Source organism: Vibrio quintilis (genome assembly GCF_024529975.1).
Classification (GTDB): Bacteria; Pseudomonadota; Gammaproteobacteria; order Enterobacterales; family Vibrionaceae; genus Vibrio; species Vibrio quintilis.
This window is the reverse complement of record NZ_AP024897.1, coordinates 861,439-877,582: the sequence shown is the minus strand read 5'-3', so window position 1 is coordinate 877,582 and position 16,144 is coordinate 861,439. Positions and strand designations below refer to the sequence as shown.

Genomic DNA, 16,144 nt, shown 5'->3' with positions numbered 1-16,144 from the left:
TTCATCCTAAGGTGTTCAGTATTTACCTGCGCGTATAAAGCCAGCGAAGCCATACTCTTCAAAATAGGTTTGCATCATACTATAAATATCGTGACCATATGGTTGCATCAATGCTTTTTGGGCTAATTCTTGAAGCGTCTTAACTTTTGCATTACGAATCAGGTACTTTACTTTAGCAACGTTTGATGTGTTCATACTCAAAGAACGATATCCCATACCTATCAGTAGCAATGCTCCAATTGGATCTCCGGCTAACTCTCCGCAGATACACACATCAATTTTAAATTGCTGACATGTATCGTAGATATGTTTTAAAGCACTTAATACAGAAGGATGCATTGACTCATAGACATCCGAAACACGGGCATTATTGCGATCGACAGCTAACAGATACTGAGTCAAATCATTCGTACCAACAGAAACAAAATCAATCTGGTCAGCGATGAGCGGTAACAGATAAATCATAGAAGGTACTTCGATCATCACTCCGACGGGAGGCATGACGATTGTCGGGTCAATCGATGACACTTCAGAAAACGCCTGCCGGATTAAGCCCAGAGCCTCGTCCAGCTCTTTCATTCCTGAAACCATCGGTAATAAAATGCGCAGATTATTTGTGCCGGAACTGGCTTTCATCATCGCCCGCAGCTGAATCAAAAAAATATCAGGATGATCCAGAGAGAAACGAATACCCCGCCAGCCAAGAAAAGGATTATCCTCTTCTATCGGCAAATACGGTAAAGGCTTATCACCACCGATATCCAATGTTCTCATCACAACAGTTTTATCAGCGTACATCTCAAGCATTTGCTGATAACGTATCGTTTGTTCTTCCTCGGAAGGAAAACGGTTCTGCAGCAAAAAAGAAACTTCGGTCCGGTATAAACCAACGCCATCGATTCCCTGATTAACAACCGGGTTCGTATCTGTATTCAAACCGGTATTTAGCAAGACTCTGATCTGATGACCATCCTGAGTCAAAGCAAGTGCAGAAAGGCTTTCATTCACCATTTCTGAAAGCTCACTTTCTTCTTCAACTAATGCCTGATACTCAGCAAGTACTTTAGCATCAGGGGATATGTGCACAAAACCACTATATCCATCCACAATACCTAAGGTTGAGTTGACGTGATTCGTATTCAGAGTCGCGCCCATGACAGCAGGAATGCCTAAGGCCCTGGATAAAATTGCAGCATGCGAATTCGCAGCCCCTTCAACTGACACAACAGCAAGTAATTTATCTTTAGGAATACTGGCTAATAAAGAGGCTGTCAGTTCACGAACAACCAAAATAATAGGTTTATCAAACTCCAGCTCTTCATGTTCCATATTATATAAAAAGAACAAAAGCCGCTGACCTAACTCTTTCATATCCAGAGCTCTTTCGCGCATATAGTTATCTGTCATCGCAGAAAACCGGGAAACATAAGTTTCAACAACCTGACGCAAAGCCCAGTCAGCACGATCTCCTTTCTGAATTTTTTCCTTTAGATCATTACGCAACATCGGATCATTCAGTAAATGTGTGAATAAGTCGAAAATAGCTAACGTATCTTTATGGATATCACCATCAAACTTTTTACGCATACGCCGAAAATCACTTAATGCATTTTCGACTGCCTGTAACAACATTTCCTGTTCTTTTTTTATGTCCAGAGTCGAAGCAGGTAAGACATTCTCCAAATCAGGCTGTGAGTTATCACACCAGAACTCACCAATGGCAACTCCAGGTGAGGCCGCAATACCTTTCACAACGGAAATCTGTTTATGAGAAAGAGACCATAATCCCTGAGATAAAGAGTGTGCGACCAGTATGGCTAACTGAGCAGCCAACGTCACAATAAATGATTCTTCCACCTCACTGAACTGACGTGGCACACGCTGCTGAACAACCAGAACACCGAGAACCTGCTTCCGGTAAATAATCGGAGTTCCCAAAAAGCTGTGATAGATGCGCTCTCCCAGCTGTTTGAAATATTTGAAATTCGGGTGTTTAGACGCTTCTGCCAGGTTGATGGGCTCAGCGGTTCGTTTAACGAGTCCGACAAGACCTTCATCGAACCCAATAGAGATTTTTCTTCGTTTAAACTTCAGCCCCTGAGTTGCCATTAACTCAAGGCACTGCTTTTCCTCATTGGCAAGGTAAATCGTGCAACACTCAGTATCCATTGCCTTACAAGTTTCCTTCACCAGGAGATTTAATGCCTGATGAATATCTTCAATTCTGGAGACTTGCTCAACAATTTCCCTGAGCTGAGACAGCATATTTACCCTCTTTTAGGTTTTCGTTTACCTTTTGGTTTACGGGTTTTGAATGGCATCGCCACAGAAGCAAACTCTTTCATTACCCGCCGATAAACATCGCGCTTAAATGAAACAACCTGCCTTACAGGATACCAATAACTAACCCAGCGCCAACCGTCAAACTCAGGCGTCACTCCACGTTGCATGTTAATTTTTGATTCATGACATTCCAAACGCAAGAGAAACCATTTCTGTTTTTGTCCGATACAAACAGGTTGAGAGTCCCATCGTACCAACCGCTTTGGCAGCTTATACTTAAGCCAGTGCCGGCTGGTTGATACAATTTTTACATCTCTTTTTGTCAGACCAACCTCTTCATAAAGCTCCCGAAACATTGCCTGCTCAGGAGTTTCACCTTCGTCAATTCCACCTTGAGGAAATTGCCAGGAATGTTGTCCGTATCGTTTCGCCCAGAATACCTGACCATGGTTGTTACAAATTACAATACCAACATTCAGCCGGTAACCATCGCCATCGATCACTGGCAAACCTCTAATAAAATTTTAATTACTTTGATTTTTCCACAGATCTTCAGCAGGAGCAAATTTCAGGTAAAAAGAAACTCGAAATTTCCGGTCTGCAACTCAAAACGAATGCCCCCCGTTGATTCATCTGATCACTTTGCTTGTTTCTATGGTTATTCACCTTTTCTGTGAATAACCATGTGAAAAAATAATATATTACTCACAATAATTCAGAAAACAGACATGGAAAATGAGCTGACCGCATCAGTAATTCATATTATCTATCTATATAAATCATAAGCTTATATAGAGACACAAAGTCAAAGTCATTCTAAAATGATCCATAAAGATCCTCATCGAACAAAGATCCATCACCCTCAGCTTTCTCTGAATAAACCTTTCAAAATCTACCAAAAAACAACCAGATTCAGCCTGAATAAGCCTGTACATATATACAGACCCAGAAAAAACCTTACTTATTCACAAGCGGATGTGTATAAGTTGATAGTAATCTGGAGACTCTATTGGTAAATACCGTGAATAAAAGATGCTTAAGATCTGACATGCTTCTTTTGATAGACTATTCTTTTTAACGGTTGATATATCCCTGTGAAGCCAGAACCTGAAACTGAAGAAGAACTATTGCAAAGAGCCCGGAATATAGCAGGATTAAGCTTTGCTGAACTCGCTGATTTTGCCAGAATTCCCGTTCCTGAAAACCTGAAAAAAGATAAAGGATGGGTTGGTCAGTTACTGGAGTGGCATTTAGGTGCAACATCCGGAAGTAAGCCTCAACAAGACTTCGAACATTTGGGAATAGAGCTGAAAAGCATTCCGGTAAGCTATACCGGCCACCCCCTCGAGACAACTTTTGTGTGTGTTGCGCCACTCACTGGTGTTCAGGGGCTCACCTGGGAAAACAGTCATGTCAGGCATAAATTATCCCGTGTTTTATGGATTCCGGTCGAAGGTGAACGTGAAATTCCGCTTCGTGACAGAAAAGTCGGAAACCCGCTTCTTTGGGCACCATCCCAGGAGGAAGAACAGCTCCTGAAAAACGATTGGGAAGAACTCATGGAGTTGATCGTCCTTGGTCAGGTTGAGCAAATAACAGCAAAGCATGGTCAGGTTATGCAGTTACGCCCCAAAGCAGCCCATAGCAGAGTAAAAACAGATGCTTACGGTGTCAGCGGGAAACTCATCAGAACCAAACCAAGAGGCTTTTATTTACGTACGCAATTTACGGCTCAAATCCTTGAAAGGCATTTTTTAAATCAGCCAGGCTAAAAACAACCTGTGTATTTGCGTCATTAAGCAGGCAAACCCTTTGTATTCAAAAATTTTTCTCTTCGTTTCATGAAGATGTAGATCTATTGTCCATTTAAAGATAGATTCTTTGTATACCCGGATAACCTGAAGATGCATGATTCAGGTTATCCGGGTATACAGTGACTTATTTTTATGAATTTTGAAGCCGTCATGTTGTAGATACAAATTCATGAATTCTTTCAGCTTTGTTCAACATCAAGGAAGTGACATGCAATATACGAAACTGCCTCACTCAACATTAGAAATTAGCAAAATTTGTTTAGGAACAATGACTTTTGGTGAGCAAAATACACTCTCTGATACATGCAATCAACTTGATTATGCTTTAGAACAGGGAGTGAATTTCGTTGATACCGCCGAGGTGTATCCGGTTCCCCCTAAACCAGAAACTCAGGGCTTCACTGAGTCATATATCGGCCAATGGCTTGAAAAATCAGGTAAAAGAGAAAAAGTGATTTTGGCAACAAAAGTTGCAGGCCCCCGGGGTGCAGAAATCAGGGATAAAATGGCTCTGGATCACAGGAACATCCATCAAGCCATCGATGACAGCCTGCGCCGTTTAAAAACCGACTATGTTGATCTTTATCAGCTGCACTGGCCACAAAGACAAACCAATTGTTTCGGAAAACTGAATTATCCTTATCCTGATGAAAAAGAAGCTGTCACTTTGATTGAATCTCTGGAAGCAATGAATGATTTAGTCAAAGCAGGTAAAGTACGTTACATTGGCGTCTCGAATGAAACCCCCTGGGGATTAATGACTTACTTACGGCTTGCTGAAAAGCATGATCTTCCCCGGATAGTCACCATTCAAAACCCTTATAGTTTACTGAACCGAAGCTTTGAAATTGGTCTGTCAGAAATAACCCACCATGAAGGCGTAAAACTACTGGCATACTCGCCAATGGCCTTTGGTGTATTGAGTGGAAAGTATCTGAACGATAAACCACAAAATGCAAGATGTACTCTATTTGAACGCTTTAATAAACGTTACTTTACACCTCAGGGCATAAAAGCGACAAAGGCATATACAGAGCTTGCCCGGGCCCATGGATTAGATCCAGCACAAATGGCGCTGGCTTTTGTCAATCAACGCCCTTTTGTAGCTTCAACCATTATTGGAGCAACAACTATGGAGCAACTAAAAACGAATATTGATAGTGTCAACATTGAACTGTCGGATTCGTTATTAAGTGAAATCGATGCGATTTCAGCAACCATTTCGAACCCTTGTCCATAAGCTGTTTCTTCGAAAAATCATACTGAAATACAGACTAAAGAGAAATTAAAATCAGGAGTGGATCACTCCTGATTGAATGAGTGAGGAAGTCAGTTATATCGTATAACTGACTTCCAAAGATTACGTCGGTATTTTCATGGACATAAGCCGGAAAATACTGCGCATACGAAGTGATACAATTTCATCAAAAGTGCGGTATTTACCAGCCTCAGTTACAGGACGATGATCTATACCAATATCACGTAGCAGGTGTTCATTGTGCCAGGGAATATCCTGCATCACCCGACGTTGTTTCTTCTTCATTAAGCGTTTTTCACGACGCAAATCAGCACGAATAAATAAAATAGCGATTGATAAATAGATAGAATTACTCATAAGTTTCTCCAGATAACTTTAAACGGAGAACACGGCAAGACTTAACAGATTAGAATAAAAGAAAAATCATCTTTTATTAAGCTGCCATGCTCTGCAGCCTAATAAACAGACGCAGATCAATTCAGTACAGAAGTATCTCGGGCGGGAACATCATGGCCCATCCCGGCAAACGCATACGTTGAAAATACGAAGAAATTGTTCATATGCGCCTCCTGAATCGATCTATAGATTGGTTAGAAAATAATTGTGACTTAAGCCACGGGACAATTCTATAAAGAACTGATAAAAAATCAACCGAAAACAACAACTCCCGTTAAAAACAATATATTGACCCCATTAATATAGATATCCATCTCAATACTCAAATGTTTAATCTGATTTTACCAACATTTTGAAATATCATTCTATATCAGAATATAGTAGGGCTCACTTATAAAAATGACAAACCAATAGTCCGGACAAACAGGTATTCCTTATCATATCCACCTCAGGAGTGCGTCTCTTCATCTGAAATTAAATTATACTTATTGAGTAAACGATAAATAGTTGCTCTCGATATTTCTAACTCTTTTGCAGCCATTGTTATCTGCCCCTGATTAGCATCCAAAGCCGACATCAGCGCATCTTTTTCTGAACGCTCTCTTATCATTTTCAAACTTAATTTATCATCACTATATTCTGGCAAGTCTAAGTCACCGGAAGTCAACATAACATCATCAGACATTAAGACCATCCGTTTCACCTGATTGATTAATTCACGAATATTGCCCGGCCAGCGATATTGAGACAACTTATCAAGCGCCTCATCAGTGAAGCCTCTGGCCTGTGCATTATATTCTCTGGAAAACTGCTGCAGATAAAAACGGGCGATCAACGGAATATCCGCACTTCTTTCTCTCAGACTGGGAACATTCACTCTTAATACATTAATACTATGATACAAATCTTCACTGAAGTTATTCTCGGCTGTAGCTCTGTCTATATCCGTTGTATTTGAAGTCACAATACGAATATCAGGCTTGATCAATCCTTTTACGGTCTCGATAGTCCCTTCCTGAAAAAAACGTAATAGATTCAGCTGCTGCCTTTCAGAAATCGATAAAATCTCCTTAAAGAAAACAGTGCCGCCATCAGCCTGCTCAAGTAAAGTGACAAATTCCGGATTCTCAACACCGATGCCAAAAACCTCCGTTTCAAACCGTTTTTCAGACATTGCACTACAATTCACAATGACAAAAGGGTTTGAAGAGCGGGAAGAAACATAATGAACAGCTTTCGCAACCTGCTCTTTGCCGGAGCCACTTTCACCACAAATGAATATATTCACATCCGTTGGTGCAATACGCTTGATTTGATCACGGAGACGTTTCATTGCCAGTGATTCTCCGGACAACCCTAAATCTCCATAATTGCCATACTGAGGCCAGACTTTTTTCTCAAGCTTTAACATGCCCAGTTGATGGCCAATCGTGCCGAGCAACTGAGTATCCGGTATAGGCGAAGTAAAAAAATCAATACAGAAGTTAACAATAAACTGACAAATTGTATCCGACCCTAATTGAGATTCCCTGATAAATGCCAGCCAGCGAACCTGACGATGGGAGCTTACCAGATTAGCAATACCATTCAGACTAAATTCATCATGGCTTAAATCAACAATACCAATACAAGGGCCTGTTTCTCTGAATAACGCATCTGCTTTTCTTAAATCGCCGATTTGGGTGCAACACCATCCAACTTGTTCTAAGACTGATAGCCATGGTTCATAAGTACCACCAACTACGATAAGAGAACCCGGAACAGAGTCCATCCGGAACTGATTACTCATGAATATTCCTTATCATTGACTAAATTCGTGTAGTTAATTAATTCATTTCGATTCTATAGTATTGATTATTAACCGATGTGCTACCTAAATCATTCATTAAAAAGCAATTGTCTTATTAATGAGACCCTACGGACATCACTATAAGAAGAATAGCAGCCATGTCAGGAAAAACATTGAAACTCAAAATATACCGAATATTAAAAATCATTCTATACCTGTCATCATTTCCCACAATTAAAAAAGCCTTCCCAACCGGGAAGGCTTTTAAACAGAAAATCATTCATAATGATAAATTATAACTGAGGTCTCATCGCCGGAAATAAAATGACATCCCGAATCGAATGTGCATTCGTAAATAACATCGCTAAACGATCGATTCCAATTCCCTGCCCTGCTGTTGGTGGTAAACCATGTTCTAATGCTCTGATGTAATCCCCATCATAAAACATCGCTTCATCATCACCCGCATCTTTTGCAGCAACCTGTGCTTTAAAGCGGGATTCCTGATCTTCAGCATCATTCAGCTCAGAGAAACCATTTGCGACTTCCCGGCCACCAATGAAAAATTCAAACCGATCGGTAATAAACGGATTTTCATCGTTACGACGTGCCAAAGGAGAAATATCAGCAGGATATCCTGTAATAAACGTAGGCTGAATCAGCTGAGGCTCTGCCGTCTCACCAAAAATCTCTTCCAGTAACTGACCACAGGTCCAGAATGATTCAACGTCGATATGCAGAGATTTAGCAATCGATACCATCAATTCACGATCCTGAATCTTCTCGTTATCCAGGCTCTGAATATCCTGATGATCCGGATTATAATGCTGAATTGCTTCCAGCATTGTCATCCGGGTATAACGGCCACCAAAATCAACCATCTCATCACCATACGGGACTGAAGTAGCCCCCATGACTTCCTGAGCTACCTGACTTAACATTTCTTCTGTCAGATCCATCAGATCATTGAAATCAGAATACGCCTGATAAAATTCCATCATGGTGAATTCAGGATTATGCCGCAAAGACAGCCCTTCATTACGGAAGTTACGGTTAATTTCAAAGACCCGATCAAAACCGCCAACAACCAAACGTTTCAGATATAATTCCGGCGCAATACGCAGATACATATCAATATCTAAAGCATTGTGATGAGTAATGAAAGGACGGGCAGCCGCACCACCTGGAATGGTCTGCATCATCGGTGTTTCAACTTCCAGATAATTTTTAGAAGCCATAAAGCCGCGAATCGCAGTAATCAGTTTGGAACGGATAATAAATGCCTGACGTGAATCTTCATTGACAATCAGATCAACATAACGCTGACGATAACGCAGTTCCTGATCCGTTAATCCGTGAAATTTCTCCGGCAATGGACGCAACGCTTTTGTCAACAGTTCATACGATTCCATGTTCACGTAAAGATCGCCTTTACCGGATTTGTGCAATGCACCCTTCACACCGATAATATCACCGATATCCAGCCCCTGATATTTGGCTTTCAGCTCTTTTTGCACATCTTTATTTGCATATGCCTGAATCCGGCCGGAAGTTTCCTGAATCACTAAAAATGGGCCACGTTTCGCCATTACCCGGCCGGCAACAGCAACAATATGGTTTAACTCTTCCAGCTCTTCTTTTGTCTTTTCACCGAACTGTTTCTGCAAATCCCCGGCCAGGCTATCCCGGCGAAAATCATTCGGGTGGCCATTTGATTTACAACTTTTGCGGATATGCTCCAGCTTACTACGACGTTCCGCAACAAGCTTATTCTCTTCTTGAATGTTGTCGTTTTGAATCACATCAGTCATGTGGGTTTAATCCTGTATATTCCGGTAAAAAGCTAAAGACCTGACTTCAGACTAGCTTCTATAAATTTATCCAAATCACCATCAAGGACTGCCTGAGTATTCCGGTTTTCAATCCCGGTTCTTAAATCCTTAATTCGAGAGTCATCCAGCACATAAGAACGAATCTGACTACCCCAGCCGATATCAGATTTCGCATCTTCATTTGCCTGCTTCTCAGCATTTTGTTTTTGCAGCTCAAGCTCAAACAATTTTGCACGCAGCTGTTTCATTGCCTGATCTTTATTCTTATGCTGAGAACGATCCGTCTGACACTGAACAACAGTATTGGTAGGTAAATGCGTAATCCGTACAGCAGATTCAGTCGTGTTAACGTGCTGACCACCAGCTCCGGATGCCCGGTACACATCAATTCTTAAATCTGCGGGATTGACATCGATCGCAATATTTTCATCAACTTCAGGATAAATAAATGCTGATGCAAATGATGTATGACGACGGCCACCTGAATCAAAAGGAGATTTACGCACAAGGCGGTGAACCCCTGTCTCAGTTCGTAACCAACCATAGGTATACTCCCCGGAAACACGAACAGTCGCTGATTTCAAACCAGCGACTTCACCTTCAGAAACTTCAATAACTTCTGTCTTAAAGCCTTTCGATTCAGCCCAGCGTAAATACATACGAAGCAACATTGAAGTCCAGTCCTGAGCTTCCGTACCTCCGGAGCCAGCCTGCAAATCAATATAACAGTCTGATGCATCATGGTCACCAGAAAACATTCTCCGGAACTCAAGTTTTTCCAGTTTTGCTTCCAGCTCATCCAGTTCAGGGAAAATTTCATCAAACGTTTCCTGATCTTCGGCTTCGATAGCCAGTTCCAGCAAACCTTCAACATCATCAACACCCTGCTCAAGCTGCTGAATAGTTTCGACAACGGCTTCAAGAGAAGCTCTCTCGCGTCCTAATGCCTGAGCCCGTTCAGGCTCGTTCCAGACATCAGGTTGCTCTAACTCTGCATTGACTTCTTCAAGACGCTCTTTCTTAGCATCGTAGTCAAAGATACCCCCTCAGGATATTTGTGCGCTCTGACACATCCTGAAGACGATTTTTTATAGGATTGATTTCAAACATGATTGCTCAATAATTTTATCGCTTAGAATTTAACCGCAGAATTCTACTGAAAAAGATGAGGAATATACAGGAAAAAATAGAAACAACGTCGCTTTGCTCCCGGCTCCCTGATGAAAAATGAAACAACAGAGAACCGGGCTATATAAATAATCGGAATAAATTAGTTTTCCGTCACCTCACGCAAGGTGATTTTTTCCTGTGTTTTAGGCATCAGGAACATCATCAGTACAGCTGCAAAAGTCGGTGCTAACCACCCCATACCAATGTCAAAAAGTGGCAGAACATTCAATGCTGAAACATCCAGACCCGTTGCTTTGACAGCATCAATCAGGGCAAATAAGAATGAAACCGCTAAAACCACCCGGAAAGCAACCCGGGGATTAGGCAAACGGGGACGTAAAAATGTCAGCATCACCAACGCAATGGCTACAGGATAAAGTGCATAAAGTACCGGGACAGACAACGAAATAAGTTGTTTCAGTCCGACATTCGCAATCACTGCACAGGTCACGCCATTGATAACAACCCATGTCCGGTAGCTGAAACGCGTCAGAGAACTGAAGTAATCAGAACAGGCAGAAATCAGACCGATAGCAGTTGTCAGACAGGCTAACAGCACTATCACAGATAGCACAGTCTGACCGGAAGGACCGAACAGCGCCTGAACATACAGACTCAGAATAACACCACCATTATTGGCACCTTCGGCAATAGCAAAACTGGTTGCTCCCAGATAAAACAGCGAAATATAGACAAATGCTAAACCACCGGCTGCAATACAGGCAGCGAGAATCAAATATCTTGTGGTTGCTTTAGCTTCCGTGATGCCTTTCCCTTTCAAAGCATCAACCATCAGCATCCCGAACATCAGCGCCGCGAAGGTATCCATTGTGTTGTAACCTTCCAGAAAACCTTTGATCAATGGCTGTGAAGCATATGCATCTTTTGCTGCAAGAATATCCCCCTGCGGGTGAATAAAAACGCCTATTGCAACAATGATTAACCCGACAAACAAAATCGGTGTCAGGAACTTTCCGATATAATCAATCAGCTTTCCCTGAAACCAGGAAAATAAAGACGCGACCACAAAGAATAAAACCGAAAACAGGCCCAGTGAGTAAGCACCCGGTTCATGCAATAAAGGTTTTACCGCCATTTCAAAAGCCACTAAGCCTGTCCGGGGTGTCGCAAACATCGGACCGATGACAATAAAGATCAATGTCGCCATCAGTGTCGCCAGTTTCACCGGCAAATCTTTAGTCAGGTGCTCCCATGTTCCACCAGCCAGCGCAACAGCAATGATAGACACCAGCGGTAATCCGACAGCTGTCAGCAAAAAGCCGCCCATTGCAGAAAGCACATGATCTCCCGCAAGTTGTCCGGCCAAAGGTGGAAAAATAATGTTACCGGCACCCAAAAAGAAAGCGAACAGCATGAAGCCGACCGCAATAATATCGGATAATTTTAATGTCTGTTTCACAGAACGCCCTTATAAATATAATTTCATGTTGTGTTTGCTTTCGGAACAAAATATTCCGATGAAGGTCGCGATCATGACGAAACAGCATAAAATAATCAATAAGACAAGAAAAAATAGTCAAAAAGATTATGTAAAATCATTTTTACTGGAACAAAAAACCAACAAAACAGCAAGATTAAACAAACATAACTATTGTATTTTATACATTTCCTTTACCTGCTTTTCTTTTACTCTGACAAGATCATATGTTTCAATCAGCCCTCATTTCATGGGTAGTCACTGATATGAAAACACCAACAACAACCAAAAAATTTTGTTTCAAACAATTCTCTCTTACCACAGGGAACTGCGGGATGCCGGTCAGTACCGACAGTGTCATGCTGGGAGCCTGGATTCAGGGTCATTCGCCCACAAATGTCAACGTACCAAAAAAAATTCTGGATATCGGGACAGGCACTGGCATACTGGCATTAATGTGTGCACAACGTTTCCCGGAAGCGGAGATAACTGCACTGGATATTGACAGTAAGGCAATAGAATCAGCCACTATCAACTGTCAGCAATCCCCTTGGGGAAACAGAATTCATATTCAACATCAGGATATTCTTCAATGTCCGACAGACAATGCATTTGATATGATCATCTGTAATCCGCCCTATTTTAATTCAGGACAAACGGCCTCATCCTCAGCCAGAGCAACAGCCCGGCATACCATTAACTTAACCCATCATCAGTTACTTCAGGTCTGCCGTACCCTGATAACTTCCGCCGGAAACGCCGGTTTTATTCTGCCTGTGAGTGAAGGAGAGCAATTTATTCAGGCAGCTCAGCAATATAGCTGGTATCTTTCAAGATATTGTGCAGTGCAACCCACAGAGAATAAGCCCTGCCACAGAATTCTGATGGAATTCACCTGCGACCCGGTTGAGTCATGCGAAAAATCACAGCTCATCATCAGAGAGAACCAACAATATAGTGATGAGTTTGTCCGCCTGACTAAAGACTTTTATCAAAAAATGTAAGTAATATTCAAACTCGCATCCTGACAGAATTTGGGTATAATACCGCCCCTTATTTTGCCCCGATTGCGATCAGTGGAGACATAGCAGTGATCAGAGATTTTGCAGATTTAGATCTGGACCCGGTACTACTTCAGTCTCTTGAAGAGATGGGGTTTACCAAGCCAACGCAGGTACAGGCATCCTCAATTCCCATCGCACTGGATGGTAATGATGTACTGGCATCTGCGCCGACCGGCACCGGTAAAACCGCCGCTTTTGCACTGCCAGCAATTCAGTACTTACTGGATTTTCCCCGTAAGAAACCCGGTCCGGCACGTATTCTGATTCTCACGCCAACCCGTGAACTGGCGATTCAGGTGACAGAACAGATAAAATCACTGGCAAAATATACCCGGTTGCAGATATTCAGTATTACCGGTGGCGTTCAGTATCAGGAACATGCTGACTTGCTGGCAGCCACGCAGGACATTGTGGTTGCCACACCGGGACGGCTGATGGAATACATCGGGTCAGAAACATTTGATTGTCGTGCGATTGAATGGCTGGTACTTGATGAAGCTGACCGGATGCTGGATATGGGATTTGGTCCGGTTGTTGAGCGTCTTTCAGCGGAATGCCGCTGGAGAAAGCAGTCTCTGCTGTTTTCAGCCACACTGGAAGGTCACGGTGTGGAGAATTTCTCCGCCCGGCTGTTAACAGATCCGCAGATCGTACAAAGCGATCCTTCCCGCCGGGAAAGAAAAAAAATCACCCAATGGTATTACCGGGCTGATGATCTGAAGCATAAAGTTGAGTTACTTAAACATATCCTTGCCGAACAATCACAGAAAGCAATTGTCTTCATCAAAACCCGGGAACGCCTGGCTGAACTGAGAGGCATGCTGGAAAAAGCCTCAGTTGAATGTGCATGGCTGCAGGGAGAAATGCCTCAGGACAGACGCAATAACGCGATTACACGTTTCAGAGATGGCAGCGTTAATGTCCTGCTCGCTACAGATGTCGCAGCCAGGGGGATTGATATTCCCGATATTACTCACGTCATCAACTATGATCTGCCAAGATCTGCCGATGTCTTCATCCACCGGATCGGCAGAACAGCCAGAGCCGGAAAAAAAGGGACAGCAATTTCGCTGGTTGAAGCTCACGATCAACTGATGATGGACAGAATCTGCCGTTATCAGAAAGAAGAAATCAAAGAGCGCTTTGTGGACGGGCTCCGGCCGAAACACAAAAAACCGGTATTTAAAAAGAAGAAAAAGAAAGTAAAAACCAGTCCTGCGAAAAAAGCGGATAAAAAAAGCACGAAAAAGAAAAAATCTTAGTCTCCGATATATCAGCTTCCGTTGACTCTGATAATCAAAAATCCCACGACAGTGCGTGGGATTTTTTTCATCAGCAGACAACAGATTAAATCCGCTGTCCTCTGCTTAATGCTCTCTGGTTGCCCGGAAATCAACATCCGGAAAACGTTCCTGAGCCAGGTTCAGATTGACCATCGTCGGTGCGATATAGGTCAGGTTATCGCCGCCATCCAGGGCAAGATGTGACTGATTCTTACGCTGAAATTCTTCAAATTTCTTCGCATCATCACACTCAACCCATCTCGCCGTCGCAACATTGATGCTCTCATAAATTGCCTCAACGTTATATTCAGATTTCAGACGGGCAACAACAACATCAAACTGAAGCACACCAACCGCTCCAACAATCAAATCATTATTTTGCAACGGACGGAAAACCTGCACAGCCCCTTCTTCAGAAAGCTGAACTAACCCTTTCAGCAACTGCTTTTGCTTCAATGGATCTTTCAGACGGATCCGGCGGAATAATTCCGGTGCAAAATTCGGAATACCGGCAAACTTCAGGGATTCACCCTGAGTAAACGTATCCCCAATCTGGATCGTACCGTGATTATGCAACCCGATAATATCTCCGGCATAAGCATGTTCTGCTCGGGCACGATCACCCGCCATAAAGGTAACCGCGTCCGAGATACTCACCTGCTTGCCGATACGGACATGATTCATTTTCATACCCTGGCTGTAAGTACCGGAAACAACCCGCATAAACGCAATCCGGTCGCGGTGTTTCGGATCCATATTGGCCTGAATTTTAAAAACAAACCCGGAAAACTTCTCTTCCTTCGCTTCAACATGCCTTTCATTTGCCTGACGCGGCATCGGTGAGGGCGCCCATTCCGTTAAACCATCCAGCATATGATCAACACCAAAGTTACCCAGTGCCGTGCCGAAGAAAACCGGTGTCAGCTCTCCCTGAAGGAAAAGCTCTTCATCAAACTCATTGGAGGCACCGACCACCAGCTCCAGCTCTTCGCGTAACTGTTCTGCAAGAGAATCACCAATCGCTTGATCTAATTCCGGATTCTCCAGCCCCTGAATGATCCGCACATCCTGAATCATGTGCCCCTGTCCGGTACTGTAGAGGATCGTTTCATCACGGTGAAGGTGATAAACGCCTTTGAACTCTTTCCCGCAGCCGATTGGCCAGGTCACCGGCGCACAAAGAATATTCAGCTCGCTTTCCACCTCATCCAGCAGTTCCATCGGATCCCGGATATCCCGGTCAAGTTTGTTCATGAACGTCAGGATCGGCGTATCACGCAACCGGGTCACTTCCATTAACTTACGGGTCCGGTCCTCAACCCCTTTCGCGGCATCAATCACCATCAGACAGGAATCCACCGCGGTTAATGTCCGGTAAGTATCCTCAGAAAAGTCTTCGTGTCCCGGCGTGTCCAGCAGGTTCACCAGACATTCGTTATACGGAAACTGCATCACGGATGTCGTAATCGAAATCCCCCGCTCTTTTTCCATATCCATCCAGTCTGATTTCGCATGCTGATTCGAACCGCGGCCTTTGACCGTTCCGGCCTGCTGAATTGCCTGTCCGAACAAAAGAACTTTTTCGGTTATGGTTGTTTTACCCGCATCCGGGTGAGAAATGATCGCGAACGTACGTCGCTTATTGACTTCATTGAGGAAATTTTGGTCTGCCATTGAAACATCTTATCTTTGCTGTACGGATTGCTTTGCTGTACGGACTGACATACACCTTCAAGCCACTGCATTGACTTTCTGCCTGACAAATCCGTTACGTTCATCTTAACTGGCCGCTATTCTCGCTGATCTTGAGTCAAGAA

12 protein-coding genes are annotated in these 16,144 nt (G+C 43.0%); 4 read left to right on the top strand and 8 right to left on the bottom strand.

From position 1 onward, the window contains the following. Window positions 1-15: 15 nt before the first annotated feature. Window positions 16-2,265: a phosphoenolpyruvate--protein phosphotransferase gene (gene ptsP, locus OC443_RS04235; protein WP_073580157.1), complete on the bottom strand. Its 2,250-nt coding sequence runs from the start codon at window positions 2,263-2,265 to the stop codon at window positions 16-18. Between the two features lie 2 nt (window positions 2,266-2,267). After that, window positions 2,268-2,786 carry an RNA pyrophosphohydrolase gene (gene rppH / locus OC443_RS04230; RefSeq protein ID WP_073580158.1) on the bottom strand — a complete coding sequence of 173 codons (519 nt, stop codon included), beginning with the start codon at window positions 2,784-2,786 and terminating at the stop codon, window positions 2,268-2,270. Between the two features lie 591 nt (window positions 2,787-3,377). On the opposite strand from rppH, the gene mutH reads away from it, so the two are divergent. Further along, complete coding sequence (gene mutH / locus OC443_RS04225) at window positions 3,378-4,055, top strand: DNA mismatch repair endonuclease MutH (RefSeq protein WP_073580159.1); 678 nt, start codon at window positions 3,378-3,380, stop codon at window positions 4,053-4,055. Between the two features lie 250 nt (window positions 4,056-4,305). Continuing rightward, a complete protein-coding gene (locus tag OC443_RS04220) occupies window positions 4,306-5,337 on the top strand; it encodes an NADP(H)-dependent aldo-keto reductase (RefSeq protein ID WP_073580160.1) in 1,032 nt (343 codons plus the stop codon). A 120-nt stretch (window positions 5,338-5,457) separates the two neighbouring features. Here the strand turns inward: OC443_RS04220 and OC443_RS04215 are convergent, their stop codons facing one another. From OC443_RS04215 to brnQ, 5 genes are all read right to left on the bottom strand, one after another. Continuing rightward, window positions 5,458-5,712 carry a hypothetical protein gene (locus tag OC443_RS04215; protein WP_073580161.1) on the bottom strand — a complete coding sequence of 85 codons (255 nt, stop codon included), beginning with the start codon at window positions 5,710-5,712 and terminating at the stop codon, window positions 5,458-5,460. Between the two features lie 487 nt (window positions 5,713-6,199). Beyond that, a complete protein-coding gene (locus tag OC443_RS04210) occupies window positions 6,200-7,540 on the bottom strand; it encodes a sigma-54-dependent transcriptional regulator (RefSeq protein WP_073580162.1) in 1,341 nt (446 codons plus the stop codon). Between the two features lie 293 nt (window positions 7,541-7,833). Beyond that, window positions 7,834-9,351 (bottom strand): lysine--tRNA ligase, encoded by a 1,518-nt coding sequence (lysS, locus tag OC443_RS04205; RefSeq protein ID WP_073580163.1) that lies wholly within the window; start codon window positions 9,349-9,351, stop codon window positions 7,834-7,836. Between the two features lie 32 nt (window positions 9,352-9,383). Beyond that, window positions 9,384-10,482 (bottom strand): peptide chain release factor 2 gene (gene prfB / locus OC443_RS04200; protein ID WP_143169230.1). Its coding sequence is split into 2 segments (ribosomal slippage): window positions 9,384-10,406 and window positions 10,408-10,482, totalling 1,098 coding nucleotides; the frame shifts between segments, so codons are not numbered across the junction. Between the two features lie 160 nt (window positions 10,483-10,642). Then, window positions 10,643-11,962: a branched-chain amino acid transport system II carrier protein gene (gene brnQ, locus OC443_RS04195; protein ID WP_073580164.1), complete on the bottom strand. Its 1,320-nt coding sequence runs from the start codon at window positions 11,960-11,962 to the stop codon at window positions 10,643-10,645. A gap of 284 nt (window positions 11,963-12,246) precedes the next feature. Between brnQ and OC443_RS04190 the strand changes: the two genes are divergently transcribed. Both OC443_RS04190 and srmB read left to right on the top strand, forming a co-directional pair. Continuing rightward, window positions 12,247-12,984: a tRNA1(Val) (adenine(37)-N6)-methyltransferase gene (locus OC443_RS04190; RefSeq protein WP_073580166.1), complete on the top strand. Its 738-nt coding sequence runs from the start codon at window positions 12,247-12,249 to the stop codon at window positions 12,982-12,984. A gap of 86 nt (window positions 12,985-13,070) precedes the next feature. Further along, entirely contained in the window at window positions 13,071-14,306 is a 1,236-nt protein-coding gene (gene srmB, locus OC443_RS04185; RefSeq protein ID WP_073580167.1) for an ATP-dependent RNA helicase SrmB, read from the top strand. Window positions 14,307-14,411: 105 nt separating this feature from the next. On the opposite strand, the gene prfC is transcribed toward srmB, so the two are convergent. Beyond that, entirely contained in the window at window positions 14,412-16,001 is a 1,590-nt protein-coding gene (gene prfC / locus OC443_RS04180; protein ID WP_073580168.1) for a peptide chain release factor 3, read from the bottom strand. Window positions 16,002-16,144: the final 143 nt, after the last annotated feature.

What these genes read in the sequence shown, in the direction of transcription:
- OC443_RS04215 (WP_073580161.1), bottom strand. Translation starts at nt 5,712, where the DNA reads ATGAGTAATTCTATCTATTTATCAATCGCTATTTTATTTATTCGTGCT.
- OC443_RS04210 (WP_073580162.1), bottom strand. Translation starts at nt 7,540, where the DNA reads ATGAGTAATCAGTTCCGGATGGACTCTGTTCCGGGTTCTCTTATCGTA.
- OC443_RS04190 (WP_073580166.1), top strand. Translation starts at nt 12,247, where the DNA reads ATGAAAACACCAACAACAACCAAAAAATTTTGTTTCAAACAATTCTCT.
- OC443_RS04220 (WP_073580160.1), top strand. Translation starts at nt 4,306, where the DNA reads ATGCAATATACGAAACTGCCTCACTCAACATTAGAAATTAGCAAAATT.
- prfC (WP_073580168.1), bottom strand. Translation starts at nt 16,001, where the DNA reads ATGGCAGACCAAAATTTCCTCAATGAAGTCAATAAGCGACGTACGTTC.
- ptsP (WP_073580157.1), bottom strand. Translation starts at nt 2,265, where the DNA reads ATGCTGTCTCAGCTCAGGGAAATTGTTGAGCAAGTCTCCAGAATTGAA.
- lysS (WP_073580163.1), bottom strand. Translation starts at nt 9,351, where the DNA reads ATGACTGATGTGATTCAAAACGACAACATTCAAGAAGAGAATAAGCTT.